This window comes from Brevundimonas sp. Leaf280 (assembly GCF_001422455.1).
Classification (GTDB): domain Bacteria; phylum Pseudomonadota; class Alphaproteobacteria; order Caulobacterales; family Caulobacteraceae; genus Brevundimonas.
Genome location: NZ_LMNC01000002.1, coordinates 299,817 through 317,396 on the forward strand (window position 1 = coordinate 299,817; position 17,580 = coordinate 317,396).

Annotated in this window: 19 protein-coding genes; 3 read left to right on the plus strand and 16 right to left on the minus strand. The window is 65.5% G+C overall.

Annotation, left to right across the window (positions count from 1 at the left end; genetic code table 11):
* Positions 1-13: 13 nt before the first annotated feature.
* A complete protein-coding gene (gene parC / locus ASF31_RS05040; RefSeq protein ID WP_055753624.1) occupies positions 14-2,215 on the minus strand; it encodes a DNA topoisomerase IV subunit A in 2,202 nt (733 codons plus the stop codon).
* Positions 2,216-2,348: 133 nt separating this feature from the next.
* On the opposite strand from parC, the gene ASF31_RS05045 reads away from it, so the two are divergent.
* Positions 2,349-4,079 carry a cytochrome c biogenesis protein DipZ gene (locus ASF31_RS05045; RefSeq protein ID WP_055753625.1) on the plus strand — a complete coding sequence of 577 codons (1,731 nt, stop codon included), beginning with the start codon at positions 2,349-2,351 and terminating at the stop codon, positions 4,077-4,079.
* Here the strand turns inward: ASF31_RS05045 and recO are convergent.
* The 13 genes from recO to folK form a co-directional block, all read right to left on the minus strand.
* Positions 4,076-4,807: a DNA repair protein RecO gene (gene recO / locus ASF31_RS05050; RefSeq protein ID WP_055753626.1), complete on the minus strand. Its 732-nt coding sequence runs from the start codon at positions 4,805-4,807 to the stop codon at positions 4,076-4,078. The two genes, ASF31_RS05045 and recO, sit on opposite strands and share 4 nt — an antisense overlap.
* Entirely contained in the window at positions 4,807-5,283 is a 477-nt protein-coding gene (locus tag ASF31_RS05055) for a nuclear transport factor 2 family protein (protein ID WP_156355873.1), read from the minus strand. The genes recO and ASF31_RS05055 overlap by 1 nt, the downstream gene beginning before the upstream one ends.
* A 47-nt stretch (positions 5,284-5,330) precedes the next feature.
* Complete coding sequence (locus tag ASF31_RS05060) at positions 5,331-6,569, minus strand: serine hydrolase (protein WP_235551249.1); 1,239 nt, start codon at positions 6,567-6,569, stop codon at positions 5,331-5,333.
* 15 nt (positions 6,570-6,584) lie between these two features.
* Positions 6,585-7,532, minus strand: coding sequence for a GTPase Era (era, locus tag ASF31_RS05065; protein WP_017503839.1), 948 nt, complete (start codon positions 7,530-7,532; stop codon positions 6,585-6,587).
* A complete protein-coding gene (gene rnc / locus ASF31_RS05070; RefSeq protein WP_055753629.1) occupies positions 7,529-8,239 on the minus strand; it encodes a ribonuclease III in 711 nt (236 codons plus the stop codon). The genes era and rnc overlap by 4 nt, the downstream gene beginning before the upstream one ends.
* The gene (gene lepB / locus ASF31_RS05075) at positions 8,239-9,132 is read right to left on the minus strand and encodes a signal peptidase I (RefSeq protein ID WP_055753630.1); all 894 of its coding nucleotides are present in this window, start codon (positions 9,130-9,132) and stop codon (positions 8,239-8,241) included. The genes rnc and lepB overlap by 1 nt, the downstream gene beginning before the upstream one ends.
* Before the next feature lie 55 nt (positions 9,133-9,187).
* Positions 9,188-9,589, minus strand: coding sequence for a holo-ACP synthase (gene acpS, locus ASF31_RS05080; protein ID WP_055753631.1), 402 nt, complete (start codon positions 9,587-9,589; stop codon positions 9,188-9,190).
* On the minus strand, positions 9,586-10,326 hold the full coding sequence (locus ASF31_RS05085; RefSeq protein WP_055753632.1) for a pyridoxine 5'-phosphate synthase: 741 nt from the start codon (positions 10,324-10,326) through the stop codon (positions 9,586-9,588). The genes acpS and ASF31_RS05085 overlap by 4 nt, the downstream gene beginning before the upstream one ends.
* Before the next feature lie 4 nt (positions 10,327-10,330).
* Positions 10,331-10,915 carry an orotate phosphoribosyltransferase gene (gene pyrE / locus ASF31_RS05090; protein WP_055753633.1) on the minus strand — a complete coding sequence of 195 codons (585 nt, stop codon included), beginning with the start codon at positions 10,913-10,915 and terminating at the stop codon, positions 10,331-10,333.
* A 50-nt stretch (positions 10,916-10,965) separates the two neighbouring features.
* Positions 10,966-11,724: a TIGR00730 family Rossman fold protein gene (locus ASF31_RS05095; RefSeq protein WP_055753634.1), complete on the minus strand. Its 759-nt coding sequence runs from the start codon at positions 11,722-11,724 to the stop codon at positions 10,966-10,968.
* Positions 11,721-13,880: a bifunctional (p)ppGpp synthetase/guanosine-3',5'-bis(diphosphate) 3'-pyrophosphohydrolase gene (locus ASF31_RS05100; RefSeq protein WP_082465025.1), complete on the minus strand. Its 2,160-nt coding sequence runs from the start codon at positions 13,878-13,880 to the stop codon at positions 11,721-11,723. Before ASF31_RS05100 ends, ASF31_RS05095 begins: the two co-directional genes overlap by 4 nt.
* 134 nt (positions 13,881-14,014) lie before the next feature.
* Positions 14,015-14,374 carry a DNA-directed RNA polymerase subunit omega gene (gene rpoZ / locus ASF31_RS05105; RefSeq protein WP_017504892.1) on the minus strand — a complete coding sequence of 120 codons (360 nt, stop codon included), beginning with the start codon at positions 14,372-14,374 and terminating at the stop codon, positions 14,015-14,017.
* Between the two features lie 84 nt (positions 14,375-14,458).
* Complete coding sequence (folK, locus tag ASF31_RS05110; protein ID WP_055753636.1) at positions 14,459-15,022, minus strand: 2-amino-4-hydroxy-6-hydroxymethyldihydropteridine diphosphokinase; 564 nt, start codon at positions 15,020-15,022, stop codon at positions 14,459-14,461.
* Here folK and ASF31_RS05115 point away from each other — a divergent pair.
* Complete coding sequence (locus ASF31_RS05115) at positions 15,021-15,557, plus strand: NYN domain-containing protein (protein ID WP_017504890.1); 537 nt, start codon at positions 15,021-15,023, stop codon at positions 15,555-15,557. The two genes, folK and ASF31_RS05115, sit on opposite strands and share 2 nt — an antisense overlap.
* Positions 15,554-16,192: a uracil-DNA glycosylase gene (locus ASF31_RS05120; RefSeq protein ID WP_055753637.1), complete on the plus strand. Its 639-nt coding sequence runs from the start codon at positions 15,554-15,556 to the stop codon at positions 16,190-16,192. The genes ASF31_RS05115 and ASF31_RS05120 overlap by 4 nt, the downstream gene beginning before the upstream one ends.
* A gap of 3 nt (positions 16,193-16,195) precedes the next feature.
* Here ASF31_RS05120 and smpB read toward each other — a convergent pair whose 3' ends face one another.
* Positions 16,196-16,669, minus strand: a complete 474-nt coding sequence (smpB, locus tag ASF31_RS05125) for an SsrA-binding protein SmpB (protein ID WP_055753638.1) — start codon at positions 16,667-16,669, stop codon at positions 16,196-16,198.
* Complete coding sequence (gene dapA, locus ASF31_RS05130) at positions 16,669-17,553, minus strand: 4-hydroxy-tetrahydrodipicolinate synthase (protein WP_055753639.1); 885 nt, start codon at positions 17,551-17,553, stop codon at positions 16,669-16,671. The genes smpB and dapA overlap by 1 nt, the downstream gene beginning before the upstream one ends.
* Positions 17,554-17,580 lie beyond the last annotated feature (27 nt).

Sequence of the window (17,580 nt, forward strand, 5' to 3'; positions counted from 1 at the left end):
GACCTTCGGCCGCCTATCTGAACTTCCGCAGGCCTCGCGGTCCTTGGCGACCCGCGCCGGCGCGCTTGCCAAGCCAGTCTTTCCAGTCAGGCCAGTTGCGACGACGTCCGCCGCCGTCGGCCCATTCCGGCCCGTTCTCGGCGCTGAAAACGGAGACATCGGCGAGGCCGCCCTGTTTGAAGCTTTGCAGTTTCACGCCCTTGCCACGACCCATTTCGGGCAGTTCAGTAAGAGCGAAGATCAGCGCCTTAATGTTCTCGCCAATGGTCGCGACGTGATCGCCGGTCACCCGCAGGACTGCCAGCATTTCGCCGTTCAGCACCTGTTTGCCGCCGCGCTTCTGCGCCAGCGTGTCGTCTTCCGGTGCGATGAAGCCGTATCCGGCCTTGGACGCGATCAGCAGCTTGCCGCCCGGCTGATGCGCCAGGACGTTGATGATCTCGGCCTTTTCGTCCAGATCGATCATCAGGCGCAGCGGCTCGCCATGGCCGCGTCCGGACGCCAGCTTGTCCGCGCCGATGGTGAAGATGCGTCCATCCGACGCCGCCACCAGCAGCTTGTCGGTCGTATAGGCCGGGACGAGGTAAGCGAGTTGGTCGCCTTCCTTGAACTTCAGCTCCGACGGATCCTCGACCTTGCCCTTGGCGGCGCGGATCCAGCCGCGTTCCGACAGTATGACGGTGATCGCCTCGCGCGGAATGAACGCCTCGGGCGCGACAAAGGCGGACGTATCCACCGCCTCGGCGATCGTCGTCCGGCGCGGCGAGATCAGCGCCTTGCGCACGGCCTCCAGTTCCTTGGAGATCGCCTTCCACTGCTTGCCTTCCGACGACGTCAGCGCCTGCAGGTGCGCAAGTTCTTCCGACAGCGCATTGAATTCCTTTTCGATCGCCATTTCCTCGATCCGCGCCAACTGACGCAGACGGGTGTCGAGAATATAGTCGGACTGGGCTTCGGTCAGGCCGAAGCGCGCAATCAGCACCGCCTTGGGCTGCTCCTCCTCGCGGACGATGCGGATCACCTCGTCCAGATTGAGGAAGACGATGCGCAGGCCTTCCAACAGATGCAGACGCTTTTCGACCCGCTCGATCCGCCATTGCGAACGACGGTTCAGCACCTCGCGGCGGTGATCCAGGAAGGCGCGCAGGCAGTCTCTCAGACCCATGACGCGCGGCGTGCCGCTGGCGTCCAGCACGTTCATGTTGATCGGGAAGCGGACCTCCAGATCGGACAACTTGAACAGGCTTTCCATCAGCATTTCAGGCTCGATGGTGCGGTTCTTGGGTTCCAGGATCAGGCGGATGTCTTCGGCCGATTCGTCGCGCACATCGCCCAGCAGAGGCGCCTTCTTGTGCTCGATCAGGTCCGCCAGCGCCTCGATCAGTCGCGACTTTTGCACCTGATAGGGCATTTCGGTGACGATGATCCGCCAAACGCCGCGCCCCAGATCCTCGGTCTCCCAGCGCGCGCGCAGTCGCACACCGCCCCTGCCCGTTTCATAGGCGTCCAGGATGGAAGCATGGCCTTCGACCGCAACGCCCCCTGTCGGGAAGTCGGGACCCGGCACATGCTGGACCAGGTCTTCGGTCGTCGCGTCCGGCCGCTCCAGCAGCAGCTGGCAGGCGTCGATCAGTTCGCCGACATTGTGCGGCGGGATCGAAGTGGCCATGCCGACCGCGATGCCGGACGATCCATTGGCCAGCAGATTCGGGAAGCCGGCCGGCAGGACGATCGGCTCTTCGTCCTGATCGTCATAAGTGGGCCGGAAATCGACGGCGTCCTGATCGATGCCGTCCAGCAGCAGGACCGCGGCCGGCGTCAGCTTGCACTCGGTGTAGCGCATGGCCGCGGCGCTATCGCCGTCGATATTGCCGAAGTTCCCCTGACCGTCGACCAGCGGATAACGTTGGGCGAAATCCTGGGCCAGGCGCACCAGGGCCTCATAGATCGAGGCGTCGCCGTGGGGGTGGTATCCGCCCATCACCTCGCCGACGACCTTGGCGCATTTGCGCGCCGCCGCCTGGGGGTTCAGCCGCATCTGGTGCATGGCGTACAGGATGCGCCTGTGCACGGGTTTGAACCCGTCACGCACATCCGGCAGCGCGCGGTTCGTAATGGTCGATAGCGCGTAGGCAAGATAGCGGCGGCTGAGCGCCGTCTCCATCGGCTCGTCGATGATACGGCCGCCTTCCGGCGGCGGGGCGTGGATCGTCATGGCTCTGCGAATCGGGGATCGGAAGCGGGAAGTCTAGCCCGTGCCGCCGCAGATTGGGGGATAAGCGTGTTGCGGAGTCACCAAACCGCTCCGCCGTGCGTATGTCAGAGACACACCCTCGTCAGGCCGCGCCATGATCCTGTTCCTGCTGTCCTATCTCGCCGGCGTTCTGACCATCGTCAGTCCCTGCATCCTGCCGGTTCTGCCCTTCGTTTTCGCACGGGCGGATCGGCCGTTCATCCGCAACGGTTTGCCGTTGTTGGTCGGGATGGCCGTGACCTTTGCGGGCGTGGCGACGCTGGCGGCGTTGGGCGGCGGCTGGGCGGTTCGGGCCAATGAGGTCGGGCGCTGGATCGCCCTCGCTGTGATGGCGGTGCTGGGCGTCAGCCTACTGTTTCCGGCCGTGGGCGATCGCCTGATGCGGCCGTTCGTGGCGGCGGGGTCCTGGCTGACCGATCGCGCCGAGCGTCAGGGGGGCGATCAGGGCGACGTGCGCTCGTCCCTGCTGCTCGGCGTCGCAACAGGACTGCTCTGGGCGCCATGCGCCGGACCCATTCTGGGCGTGATCCTGACGGGCGCAGCGCTTCAGGGCGCAGGCGTCGGAACGACGGTTTTGCTGCTGGCTTATGCAGCGGGCGCAGCGACATCGCTGGGTCTGGCCCTGTTGGTCGGCGGTCGCGTGTTCAAGGCTATGAAGGGCGCGCTGGGCGTCGGCGAATGGGTGAGGCGCGGCCTGGGCGTGCTGGTGCTGATCGGCGTGGTCATAATCGGTCTGGGTGCGGACACGGGACTGTTGACCCGGATTTCGGCCGCCAGCACGGGCCGGATCGAACAGGCGCTGCTGGGCGGGATCGGGCGCGGCATGCCGACGAACCAGGCCCCGGCCGATCTGGCCAATCTGCCGGTCGAAGGGGTGATGCCGCCGCTGACCGGGGCGACGACCTGGATCAACACCCCGCCGCTCACGACCGAACAACTAAGGGGCAAGGTGGTTGTCGTCGATTTCTGGACCTACTCCTGCATCAACTGCATTCGCTCCATCCCCTACGTCCGCGCCTGGGCCGAGAAGTATAAGGATCAGGGTCTGGTGGTGATCGGCGTGCACACGCCCGAGTTCGCCTTCGAGAAATCCGAGGCCAACGTCCGCCAGAACATCCAGCGCCTTGGCATCACCTATCCGGTCGCCATGGACAATGAGTTCGCCATCTGGCGGGCGTTCAAGAACCAGTACTGGCCCGCCCACTACTTCATCGACGCCAAAGGACAGATCCGTCATCACCACTTCGGCGAAGGCGACTATGCGGGCTCCGAACGCGTGATCCAGCAACTTCTGAAGGAAGCGGGCGCCGCGAACGTCGCCAGCAACGTCGTCACAGTCCAGGCTGAGGGCGCAGAGGCCGCCGCCGACATGGCCCGGGTCGAATCGCCGGAGACGTACGTCGGCTATGGCCGCGCCGAGAACTTCCGCTCTCCCGGCGGCCTGGCCAACGACGTGATCAAGGACTATGTCGCCGCGCCGCTGGAACTGAACGGATGGAGCCTATCGGGCCGGTGGCGCGTGACGCGTGAGCATGCCGACCTGCAGACGGCCGAGGGCCGTATCGCCTTCCGCTTCAAGGCGCGTGATCTCCATCTGGTCATGGGGCCCAGCAAGCCGGGCGCACCAGTCCGCTTCCGTGTCCGGATCGATGGCGCGGCGCCGAGCGCGAACGCCGGCAGCGACATCAACGCCCAGGGCCTCGGCCGGGTCGACGGCGAGCGACTGTACCAACTGGTCCGGCAGACGGGCGCGGTGCGCGAACGGACGTTCGAGATCGAGTTCCTGGATCCCGGCGTTCAGGTCTTCGCCTTCACCTTCGGCTAGATGCGGCCGGCGTCGCCCAGCTTGTCCAGCATCCACACGCGCGCGGGTGGCAGGGGCTTGTTCTGCGGGTGGAAGACGAACTGCTCCAGGAAATGACCCGTCAGGTCGAACCCGGCCCGGACGTCGCCCTCGATCAGACCGGATTGGGCGCCCAGCATGAAGGGCGGCAGGGTCAGCATCTTGTCAGCATAGGGTGCGCCGGCGTCGCGGCTGACCGCCCGGCCGGTGCGAGGACTGACGTAGATCAAGTCGTCGACCGTGCCGGTCGCGGCGCATTTCGACAGGTCCAAGCCGAAGCCCAGGTCTTCCAGCAGCCCTGTTTCGAACCGCACGAAGATCGCAGGCCAGACCGCCGGCATCTCGAACGCCGCCATCAGCGCCTCGAACGCAAGAAAGACGCCGGGATGCGGCTCACGCTCGGGCAACGCCCCTTGTGTCACGCCTGCCGCCGCCGCCAGTCCGGTCAGGGCCAGGGCGTCGTCGAAGAGGGCGCTGGGCCCCTCGCCTACCGGCTCCAGCCGCACGGCGCCGAGGTGATCCGAGGTGCGGGCGCGGTAATCGGCCATGACCCGCGCGCCCGCCTGCAGGAACGGCTTCATCTTGCGTGACGCGCCGCCGGCTACATAAGCAGAGCGCCTGCCGTGGTTCTCGGTCAGCAGATCGACCACGGCGCCCGTATCGCCGTGGCTGCGCGCCGACAGGACGAACGCCTCTTCGTGAAAGTCCATCAGTCCGCCGGACCTTCGGCGATCAGCCCGACCACGCTCTTGGCCTTGTCGTTCGGCACGGTGAAACTGAGCACATATTGCTCTATCTTCCATCCGTCGTCGGTCAGGCGCAGCACGCCTGAGCCTCGCGTCAGTCCGTAGGCGTCGTTGTTTAGCAGCTCATCGAACCAGACGATGCAGCGGCAATCGCCCGGCGCCAGGGTCGCCACCCGGTCATGCGGGTGATAGGTCCAGCCTTTCCCTTGCGAGAAATAGGGCGTGGCGTAGGCGCGAAACTGAGCCAGAGACCAGCGCTCGCTCGCATCCGTGCCGATGAACCGGGCGTCGGGCGTGAATAGATCGAAATAGGCGTCGCTGTCCGCATGCGAGGCCGCCGCGTGCATTCGGTCGAGAACAGCGCCCGCCTCGAGGACGGGATCGCCCGCAGCCTGCGTGGACGAAGCGGAGAAGACGAGAGCGGCAAGAAGAGCGATCATAATTCTGTTCTACTCCTGTTCTCCTCGCCGGAAAACCGTCGGATGTCTCAGCGCGCCAGCGTCGTCGGAAACTCGTGACCCAAGGCCTCGGCCATCGCCTGCTGGCTGATCAGGAAGACCTGGTCACGCAGGTGATAGTTGTTGGACAGGACGATCACCGTCACGTCGGCGTCCGGCTGATAGAGCATCAGGTTGCGGAACCCGCCCCAGCTGCCGGTATGATAGATCTGGCGGTCCTGGAAGCTGGGTCGCACCTGATCGCCCAGGCGATTGGCGAAGATGCCGAAACCCCAGTCCCGACGCGGATGGCTGCGTTCGTTCGGTTTTGTGTCGGCCGGCGCGTGATCGGCCAGCATCTGTTGATAGCTGGCGGGGGTCAGCAGGCCGCCGCGGTGCAACGCCCTTTGCCAGACCAGCAGATCGTCCAGCGTCGAATAGACCGCGCCGGCGCCCGCCACGATGGAGGTGTTGGCGTTCGGCTGGGCCGCCAGACCGCCGGGGAAGTTGGCGTAGCCCATGATGACGCCGTGATCGCCGCCATCGAGATCAAGCCCGCTATCCTTCATGCCGAGGGGCTTGAAGAAGGTTTCGCGCATATAGGTCTGGAAGGGCTTGCCGCTGGCCGTTTCGACGATGGCGGCGGCCAGATTGAAGCCAGCGTTGTCGTACTGAACCTTGGCGCCCGGCTCGAACTGAAGACCGAAGCGTTTCGAATCCTCGGTCAGTTCGTCCAGCGTCGCCGGCGTCGTGCGGCGCATGCCCCAACCGGGCCGCGCCATCAGGTCGGGAATGCCCGAGGTATGCGACAGCAGGTGGCTGATACGGATCGGCGCCCAGGCCTGCGGACAGGGCTGGATCCATTTGCAGACCGGATCGGAGACGTTCAGCTTGCCGTCGTCTTGAAGCTTCAGGATCGCCGTCGCCGTGAACTGTTTGGAGATCGAGGCCAGGCGGAAGCGCGAACCCAGCGCCAGCGGCTGGTCCTGCTCGTAGTTGGCCTTGCCATAGACCTGGCGGAACAGGACCTTGTCGCCCTTGGCCACCAGAACCGCGCCCATGAAGCGGCCTGCCGCCGCCTCGCGATCCAGGCGCGCCGCGAGCTGCGGCAAGTCCTGAACCACGACCACGGGTGGTCGCGGCGGCGCATCGGCACGCTCGGTCGCCAGTTCCACATCGGTCTTGGGCGCCACGGCCGTGGTGATGCCGCCCCAGACCGCGCCGCCGAGGATCAGCGCCCCAAGGACGCCCAGAACGAGCCGAGGATGCCCCCCGGCGGTACGCGGCACATCAAACACAGGAACTCAGACGTCGAAATCCAGACCGAACTGGGCATAGAGGGCGCGGCTGTCCTGCCATTTCGGATCGACCTTAACGGTCAGGAACAGGTGCACCTGACGGCCGAGGATTTCGTTCAGCTCCTCGCGCGCCTTCTGGCCGATCCATTTCAGCGTCTGGCCGCCCTTGCCCAGGACGATGGGCCGTTGGCTCTCGCGCTCGACATAGATGGTCTGCTCGATCCGGGCCGAGCCGTCGGCGCGATCCTCGAAACTGGTCGTCTCCACCGCCGCCGAATAGGGCAGCTCCTCATGGACGCGCAGATAGACTTTCTCGCGCGTGATCTCGGCCGCGAGAACCCGGACCGGCACGTCGGCCGCCTGATCCTCGGGATACAGCCACGGCCCCTTGGGCATGGACAGGGCCAGACGTTGCTTCAGGTCCTCGACGCCGTCGCCATTGGCCGCCGAGATCATATAGACCTCGGAGTAAACTCCGCTTTCGAACAGCTTCTGCGACAGCGCCAGCAGGGTGTCGCGGCGCATGCCGTCGATCTTGTTCAGCGCCAGAACAACCTTGGTCCCGGTGGCCTGCAGGTTGGCGATGATGGTCTCGGTGTCCTCGGCCGAGCGACGATCGGCCGCCGTGCCCTCTCGGCCTTCGGCGTTGATGTGCGACTGGGCGTCGATCAGGTGAACGACGATGTCCGCATCTTCTGCTCCGCCCCAGGCTGAAGCGACCATGGCTCGGTCCAGGCGACGACGCGGCGTGAAGATGCCGGGCGTGTCCACCAGCACGATCTGGGCGTCGCCTTCCATGGCGATGCCGCGCACGGGAAAGCGCGTCGTCTGCACCTTTTGCGTGACGATCGAGACCTTGGATCCGGTCAGCCGGTTCACCAGCGTGGACTTGCCGGCGTTGGGTGCGCCGATGATGGCGGCAAAGCCTGCGCGCTGGTTTTCGATATCGGTCAAATGACGCCTTCACGTTTGAGGAGAGCCGTTGCGGCCGCCTTCTCCGCCTCCTGACGCGAACGCCCTTGCGCGGTCAAGGGCTGCACGTCCTGCACGGACACTTCGACGGTGAATGTCGGCGCATGGTCCGAACCCGTCCGATCGGCGACGCGATAGGTCGGCAGCGGCCGCCCCAACCCTTGCGCCCATTCCTGAAGCGCCGATTTCGGATTGGTCACGGTGCGGGATGGCGGCGCCGACAGTTCGTCGGACCAGGCCCGTTCGAACACGGCCTTGGCGGCATCCAGCCCGCCGTCCAGATAGACCGCCGCCAATACGGCCTCGACCGCATCGGCGATGACGCCGGCCTTGCGGCGCCCGCCGGTCTTGGTCTCGCCGGGCGATAGCCGCAGCGCGGGCCCCACGCCCAGCGCCTCACCGACGCGGGCGCAGGCGCCCTTGTCGACCAGGGCGTGCAGGCTGGACGACAGCTTGCCCTCGTCCGCCGTCGGAAACTGAGCCGACAGGCGCTCGGCGACCAGCAAACCCAGCACCCGGTCGCCCAGAAACTCCAGCCGCTCGTTGTCGCGTGGACCGTGGATGCCGACCGGCGCCCCCTCGCCCACGCTGGCGTGTGTCAGGGCGCGCTCCAGCAGGGCCTTGTCGTTGAACCTGTATCCCAGGCGCGTTTCCAGCGCCGCGACCGCTTCGGCTCTCAGATTGGCCATCAGTGCAGAACGTTGAAGAACCGGTCGAGCCGCACGTTGAACCAGCTGACCGGGTTCCACAGCGACGAACCGGGCTTCCACGAGAACAGGATGATCTGCGCCTTGCCGACCAGGTTCTCGGCCGGGACCATGCCCACGCCGCTGGACTGTTCGACACGGCTGTCGATCGAGTTGTCGCGGTTGTCGCCCATCATGAAGTAGTGACCGGCCGGGACCTCATAGACGGGGGTGTCGTCCAGGTCGTTTCCGGGACCGAAGTCCTGGGTCATGAAGCTCTTGCCTTCCGGCAGGGTCTCGCGGACCTCCGTCACCGGGCGCGGGCCGAAGATGTCGTTGATCTCCTGCTCGCTGACCACGACATCCTGCACCGGCTTGTCGTTGATATACAGCTTGTTGGCGATCATCTGGATGCGGTCGCCGGGCAGGCCGATCACGCGCTTGATGAAGTCGGTCTTGGTGTCGCGCGGCAGTTTGAACACGACGATGTCGCCGCGCTTGGGCGCCGAGCCCATGATCCGCCCGTCGAACAGCGGCGGGCTGAACGGAATCGAGTGTTTGGAGAAGCCATAAGACCACTTCGAGACGACGATATAGTCGCCTTCATACAGATTCGGCTCCATCGACGCCGACGGAATGGTGAAGGGCTGGAACAGGAATATCCGCAGCACCATCGCGATCAGCAGGGCGAAGACGATGGTCTTGAAGATTTCGCCGGTCTCGCTGGCCGCCGAGGTTGCCTTGTCGCCGCCCTTGGGCGTCTTGGCGTAGACCTTCTGGTTCGCCGTCGTGGGCTCCTGCACCGACTTGATCGGAGCGTCAGCTTCCGAGGCCGCAAATCGTTCTTCGGGCGTGGCGTCGCGATTGGCGTCGTCGGGCTTTTGGTCTTCGCTCATGCGATCAGGCATCCTCGCCGCGTCCGCGCGGTCATCGCGCACGCCTATAACCTGATTACGACTGCGGCAAGGCTTCGATCACCACGAAGGCGAGCGCATAGGGATGTTCGTCGCTCAGCGTCAGGTGGATTTTCACCTCGTGTCCGGGCGGCGTCAGACGCGCCAGATGCTCAGCCGCATGCCCGGTCAGCGCCATCGTCGGCTGACCCGAACGCAGGTTCACCACCCCCATGTCGCGCCAATAGACATCGGCGCGCATGCCGGTGCCCAAGGCCTTGGCGCAGGCCTCCTTGGCGGCGAACCGTTTGGCGTAGCTCCAGGCCGGGTCCGGCTTACGATCCGAGCGGGTGCGTTCCAGTTCGGTGAAGCAGCGGGTCTTGAAGCGATCTCCAAACCTATCAAGAGACGCCTGGATGCGACGGATGTCCGACAGATCCGCGCCGACGCCGATGATCATTTGGCCGCATCCATCGCGGCCCGCATCCGTCGGATCGCGCCATCCAAGCCGATGAAGATCGAGTCGCCGATCAGGAAATGGCCGATGTTCAGCTCGCGGATTTCCGGGATCGCCAGCATGCGCGGAGCCGTGTCGTAATCCAGCCCGTGGCCCGCGTGGACTTCCAGCCCCAGGATGTCGGCCTGGGCGGCGGCCGCGGCAAGGCGTTCGAACTCGACCTCCCGCTCGCCGGGATCGATAAGGTGGCAGTAGCGGCCGGTATGGAACTCGATCACCTGGGCGCCGACGGCAGCGGCGGCCTCGACCTGCGCTTCGGTCGGTTCGATGAAGAGCGAGACCCGGATGCCGGCGTCCGCCAGCGCCTTCACCAAAGGCGCGATCCGGCCTTCGTGACCGGCGACCGCCAGACCGCCTTCGGTCGTAACCTCCTCGCGCCGCTCGGGCACCAGACAGGCGGCGTGCGGCTGGTGGCGCAGAGCGATCGTCAGCATCTCATCCGTCACCGCCATTTCCAGGTTCAGCGGCTTGCCGGCTCGCGCGCATAGGGCGCTCAGCACGTCGATGTCGGCGTCGGTGATGTGGCGGCGGTCTTCGCGCAGGTGAGCGGTGATTCCGTCTGCTCCGGCCGCCAGCGCCGCCTCGGCCGCACGCGCAGGATCGGGATGCGTCCCTCCCCGCGCATTTCGCACCGTGGCGACGTGGTCGATGTTGACGCCCAGCCTGACCCGTTCGCGCATGGCTCTACTTCGACAATCTGCGGCTGCCGGGATCTTCCACCGGAAGCGCGGCCAATTCCGGCGGAAGAGCGTCGGCTGGGTAAGCGGGCACGTCCAGCGACGCCAAGGCGATCAGCGGCACACCCACATCCGCCTTGCCGCCCGACCGGTCGACGATACAGGCGGCGGCGATCACCTCACCCCCGGCGGCCTGGATCGCGGCGATGCATTCGCGTGACGACAGGCCTGTCGTGACGATGTCTTCGACCATGACGACCTTTTCGCCCGGCTCGACCGAGAAGCCGCGACGCAGTTTGAAATCCCCGCCCTCGCGCTCGACATACATCGAACGGACCTTCAGATGTTTGGCCGTCTCGTAACCGGGGATGATGCCGCCCACAGCCGGCGAGATGGCGACATCGACTGGGCCAACCGTGGTCGTGATCTTGTCCGCCAGCGCCTTGCACAAACGCTCGCATCGCGCGCCGTCCATGAAGACCAGGTTTTTCTGCAGGAAGACCGGGCTGTGCAGACCCGACGACAGGACGAAATGGCCTTCGCGCAGGGCGCCGGCGTCGCGAAACTCGTTGAGGACGTCTTCAGTGTTCATGACAGGGTTCTAGACCCGGATCGCGCGCGGATGAACCCTGCGGCGACGCTTCATTCGATGTTTTCGTTCGGCCGAAGCCCGCGCGAGAGCAGTTCAGCCCAGACGCCCTCCGCGTCCTCGGCGAAACCGATCAGGTCCAGGTCGGACGCGGCGATCATTCCGTGCTCGACCAAGGCGTCGAAACCGATGACCGAGGTCCAGTAGGCCTTGTCCACCAGAACGACCGGAACCGGCGGCGCCTTCTTCGTCTGGCGCAGGGTCAGCATTTCGAACATTTCGTCAAAGGTGCCGAAGCCGCCGGGAAACACCACCAGCGCATTGGCGCGCATCGCCAGATGCATCTTCCGCATCGCAAAATAGTGGAAGCGGAACGTCAGCTCCGGCGTCGAATAGGCGTTCGGCTCCTGCTCATGCGGCAGGGTGATGTTGAAACCGACGGACGGCGCTCCCGCGTCCACGGCCCCGCGGTTGGCGGCTTCCATGATGCCCGGGCCGCCGCCGGTGGTGATGACATTGTCGCGGGGTTCGCCAACTCGACCGCGCAGCGCTCCGCCGCGCTCGGACGCCAATCGACCAAAGGCGCGGGCCTCTTCATACCAACGGTGCCCTTCGCGGATGCGCGCGCTGCCGAAGACGACGAGGGTCGAGCGCACGCCCCAGGCCCTCAACGCCTCCTCAGGCTTGGCGTATTCCATCAGGAACCGCACGCCGCGCATCGAATCGCCCAGCAGGAAGTCCTGATCCATCGCCGCCATGCGATAGGACGGCGAGGCCATCTGCGCCGCGTTCGGCTTTATCGGGTCGCTCATTCGCCGCGCGCGCGCTCGACGGAATCGACCGACGGATTGGCCCTCAGCGCCGCCATGATCATGGTCGCATGCTTGGCGTCTTCGACCTCGACATCCACGTCCACGTCGAAGAAGTCCTGCTGACGGTGCGCCATCGACAGGTTGATGATGTTGCCGCCGGCCTCCCCGATCAGGGTCGTGACCTGACCCAGCACGCCCGGCGCATTGCGAATCGTCGCGCGAATGCGGGCGGCGGCGACCGCGTCCGTCTCAGCCTGAGGCGTCCATTGCAGGTCGTGCCAGACCGAATCGTCATCGGCGAAGGCGGCCAGGGTCTGGCAATCGATGGTGTGCACCGTCAGGCCTGACTCCGGCTCCAGAATGCCCACGATCCGGTCGCCCGGCACGGGCGTGCAGCATTGGCCGAAATGAACCGACACGCCGGGCGTCAGCCCCCCGCCGCGCACGAACAGCCGCGCCTTGTCGCCCTCGATGCGCTGCTTCTCCGGCCCGGCCTTCAGCCGTCCCTTCAGCGCGGGGAACAGGATTTCGGCCGCCGTCGTCGGCGACAACCGCCCGCGACCCAGGCCTTCGAACAGATCGTCGTCGCTCGCGACCGCCAGCAGCTCCAGAACCGGCTTCAGCGACACGTCGGTCAGGGTCTTGTCGACCCGGCCCAGGGTCTGATCCAGCGCGACGCGGCCCAGCTTGATGAACTCTTCGCGCTCGGAGGTGCGGATATGGCGGCGAATGGCCGAGCGCGCGCGGCCCGTCACCGTCAGGCTGCGCCAGTCGGCAGGCACTTCGCGCTTGGAGCCCCGAATGATCTCGACCACGTCGCCGTTTTGGAGCGGCGTCCGCATGGGCTTCAACTCGCCATTGACCTTGACCCCTACGGCCGTGTCTCCGACCTCGGTGTGGACGGCATAGGCGAAGTCCAGAGGCATTCCCCCGCGCGGCAGGGTCACCAGTTGCCCCTTCGGCGTGAAGACGAAGACTTGGTCCAGATACATTTCAAGTTTGGCGTGCTCGACCCAGTCCTCGCCGCCCTCGCCGTGCTCGATCACCTGAACCAGGTGGCGCAGGTTCTGAAGCGGGTCGCGCCCGCCGCCCTGCTCCATCGCCTCGCGGTCGAAGCCGTAGGAATGGTTCTTGTAGCGCCAGTGGGCGGCGACGCCGTCCTCGGCGATCCGGTCCATGTCCTCGGTGCGGATCTGCATCTCGATCCGCAGACCCCGGGGGCCGACGACGGTCGTGTGCAGCGAGCGATAGTTGTTCGACTTGGGCGTCGAGATGAAGTCCTTGAACCGCTCGGGCACCATCGGCCATTCGCGGTGGATCACACCCAGCGCGCGATAGCAGTCGTCCTCCGCCTCAACGATGACGCGGAAGCCATAAATGTCCGACAGGGACGAAAAGCCGACGGACTTGCGCTGAAGTTTGCGCCAGATCGAATAGGGCGTCTTTTGCCGGCCATAGACATTGGCCTTCAGGCCCGCCTCGGACAGGACGCGCTCAACCTCGCTCGCTACACCGTCGATGGCGCGACCGTGCTCCAGCTTCAACGCCTCCAGCCGCCGCTCGATGGCGGTCTTGGCCGTTGGGTTCAGATGGGTGAAGGCCAGTTCTTCCAGCTCGGACGCGATCGAGTGGATTCCGATTGACCGGCCCAGGGGCGCATAGACTTCCAGCGTCTCGCGGCTGATCCGCTCGCGCTTCTCCGGCTTCACGAACTGGAGCGTTCGCATATTGTGCAAGCGGTCGGCCAGCTTGACCAGCAGGACCCGCACGTCACGGCTGATGGCCAGGATGAACTTGCGCAGATTCTCGGCCTGACGCGTGTGTTCCGCCTGAAGCTCCAGCCGCGACAGCTTGGTCACGCCCTCGACCAGGACTGCGACCTCTTCGCCGAACATGCCGGCGATATCGTCGCGCGTCGCGGAGGTGTCCTCGACCACGTCATGCAACAGCGCGGTGACGATGGTGGCGGTGTCGAGCTTATAGTCGGTCAGGATCCCCGCGACTTGGATCGGGTGGGCGAAATAGGGATCGCCCGAGGCTCGCAACTGCGAACCGTGCATTTTCATCGCATAGACGTAGGCGCGGTTGAGAAGCGCTTCGTCGGCGGTAGGATCATAGGCCTTGACGGCCTCGATCAGCTCGAACTGACGCAGGATCGGCGCACGCTTGGGCTGCGGCGCCGGATCGACGAGCGCCGTCTGAGGGTCGTTTTTGTTTGCAGCTTGGGGCGCCGGCGGAACCGTCTCGGTCCGCGCCGGCAGGATAGTGACGCCAGGGGCTCCCTCGGGCGTCAGTACCGCTCCTCCTGACCGCCGTCGCGGTCGCTTTGCAGGGCGCGGATCAGTTCCGCCTCGGCCATGTTCATGTGCTGCGGCGAGGCCAGCAGAGCGACCGTTTCGGCCTCATCCTCGGCTTCCGTTCGCTCATCGACGCGTTGCAGCGTGGTGATGATGGTCTCGCGCAGTTCGTCCGGCACGACAGTGTCGTCGGCGATCTCGCGCAGGGCGACGACAGGGTTCTTGTCGTTGTCGCGGTCGATCGTCAGGGCGGCGCCGTTGGCGATGCTGCGGGCGCGGTGGCCAGCCATCAGCACCAGACCAAAGCGGTTCGGAACCTTCTCGATGCAGTCTTCGACGGTGACGCGGGCCATGAAATTCCTCGAACGCGGGGGAGAACCGCGTCAAATACAGATGAGGACGGCTTTTTGCAACGCCACAGGGGCGGAAGTTGGGCGTCAGGTCGGGCGGGCGTCGACGCCGACGGGGGCGCAAGCGGCCAGATCGCTCGCGGCCCCGCCATGCGGATGCGTCCATGCCGGCGCGATCTCGGCGATGGGGCCCATGACGAACCGCCGCTCGGCCGCGCGGGGATGGGGCAGGATCAATCCCCGAAGATCACCGCTCGATCGTCCGTAGGCGATCAGGTCCAGATCTAGCGTCCGCGGCGCATTGCGAACCGACCGCTCGCGGCCGAACGCGTCCTCGATCCGGCCGAGCGCCGCCATCAGGGCATGGGGATCGTGTTCAGTGCGGACGATGACCACGCCATTCAGAAAGGCTGGATCGTGCGGATCGGGCCAGGCCTGAGACGACCACCACGACGAGCGTGCGACGACATCAATCCCTTCGCTGCGAAAACGCGCGATCGCCGCCTCCAGCGCTTCGGTGCAGGACGACCATGCCCCCTTGTCATTGCAGCCCAGGGCCACGATGACTGCATCATTCAGGTCGAACCCGTCATCGATTCCGACGGCGACCGCGCGATCCGATTTTTCATCTCTTTCGACGGCTTCGACCATGTTTCATCCCACCGACCGGTTGGCGATCTTTATCGACGGCTCGAACCTCTACTCCGCCGCCCGCGCCCTGCAGCACGACATGGACTTCCGGCGGATGCTGGACTGGTTCCGCGAGAGGTCCATCCTGACCCGCGCATACTACTATACGGCCGTGGTCGAGGGCGAAGAATTCTCGCCGGTGAAGCCGCTGGTCGACTGGCTCGACTACAACGGCTTCTCGGTCGTCACCAAGCCGGTGAAGCGGTTCACGGACAATAGCGGCCACAGCCGGATCAAGGGCAATATGGACATCGAGATCGCGGTGGACATGCTGGAGCTGGCTCCGCACATCGACCATGCGGTGCTGTTCTCCGGCGATGGCGACTTCCGGCGGGTGGTTCAGGCGATCCAGGCCAGGGGCGTGCGGGTGACTGTCATCTCGACCCAGAAGACCCAGCCGCCGCATATCGCTGACGAACTGCGTCGTCAGGCCGACGCCTTCCTGGACCTGAACGATCTGATGGCCGACTTCGGCCGCCCGAAGGCCGCCCAATGACCCTGACGCCCGAACCGCCCCGCGACTGCCCATTGTGCCCGCGCCTGGTCGCCTATCGTCAGGAGAATGCGCGTCAGAATCCAGACTGGTGGAACGGGCCGGCCGCCTCGTTCGGCGATCCGAACGCGCGTCTGCTAATCGCCGGCCTCGCGCCCGGCCGTACCGGCGCCAACCGGACGGGACGTCCCTTCACCGGCGATCACGCCGGCTGGCTGCTGTACGACACCCTAAAGAAGGCCGGCTTTGCGCACGGCCATTACGATCCCAACGGCGACGATGACCTGACGCTGACGGACTGCATGATCACCAATGCGGTCCGATGCGCCCCGCCCGGGAACAAGCCTCTGCCGATCGAGGAGACGACCTGCCGTCCCTTCCTGATCGACCGGCTCAAACTGCTGCCGAATCTGAAGGTGATCGTGACCCTGGGCGACGTCTCGCGCCGCAATATCCTGAAAGCCTTCGGGCGGCCTGCGTCAGCGATGCCGGCGGGTCACAGGGCGCAGGGCGAAGCCGGCGGATACGTCATTCTGAACAGCTATCACTGCTCCCGGTTGAACACGAACACCGGTCGCCTGACGCCGCAGATGTTCGAGGACATCTTCGCGCGCGCCCGAACCCTGATCGAGGCCTGAGCCTCAGCCCTTGTCGCGCATCAGGCGGGCCTTGTCGCGCTGCCAGTCGCGTTCGGCCGAAGCCTCGCGCTTGTCGTGCAGCTTCTTGCCCTTGGCCAGCGCGATCTCCAGCTTCGCCTTGCCTGCATCGTTCAGGTAGAGCTTCAGCGGAATGATGGTCTGACCGTCGCGCTGGACCGCCCCCATCAGCTTGTCGATCTGCTTTCTGTGCAGCAGCAGCTTACGGGGCCGGCGTGGCTCGTGGTTGAAGCGGTTGGCCTGTTTGTAAGGCGGGATGTCGGCGTTGATCAGAACGATCTCGCGTCCCTCCACCGCCGCATAGCTTTCGGCGATATTGGCCCGGCCGTCGCGCAGGGCCTTGATCTCGGTGCCCAGCAACTGAATGCCCGCCTCGATATTCTCTTCAAGGAAATAGTCGAACCTTGCACGGCGGTTCTCGGCGATGACCTTGGATTTGGACTGGGGTTGTGGCGCCATCAACCGACGCCCGCATCCGCCATGGCGCGGTCGATGATCGGCTTGACCGCATCCGAGGTCGGCGACAGCGGCAACCGAGCCTCTTCGCTGCACAGGCCCAGCCGGGCCAGGGCGTATTTGGCCGGCGCCGGCGAGTTGTCGAGGAACAGCGCCTTGCACAGGCCGATCAGCCGGTCCTGCCAGTCGCGAGCGGTGGCGTAGTCGCCCGCCGTCATCGCATTGTGCAGGGCGACCATGGCTTCCGGCGCGACATTGGACGCCACCGAGATCAGTCCGACCCCGCCATGGGCGTGATAGCCCAGATAGCTGGGATCATCGCCAGAGATCAGGTCGAACTGGCCGCCGATATTGGTCCGCATCCAGCTGACCCGGCTCATGTCGCCGGTGGCGTCCTTGATGCCCACGATGTTCGGATGGGCCGCCAGGCGCTCCACCGTCTCATTGGCCAGATCGGCCCCGGTGCGTCCCGGCACATTGTAGAGCACGATCGGCAACTGAACGGCGTCGGCTACGGCCTCGAAATGCGCCGCCATGCCCGCCTGCGACGGGCGGATGTAATAAGGCGTCACGATCAGCGCCCCATCCGCGCCCACCGTCTTGGCGTGGCGGGTCAGGTCGATGGCTTCCTTGGTGTAGGGCGAGCCCGTGCCGGCGATGACGCTGACGCGCCCGGCCGTCAGCCGCACGCACAGTTCGATCACATGCTTGTGCTCGTCCAGGTCCATGCTGGCGCCCTCGCCCGTCGTGCCCATCGGCACGACGCCGTGGACCCCTGCGGCGATCTGGCGCTCCAGCAATCTGGCGAATGCGGCTTCGTCCACGTTTCCGTCACGAAGTGGTGTGATCAGGGCGGTGATCACGCCCTTGAACAAGGGGGCGGTCATGGGACTAAACTTGGCCTGCGTGGGGAG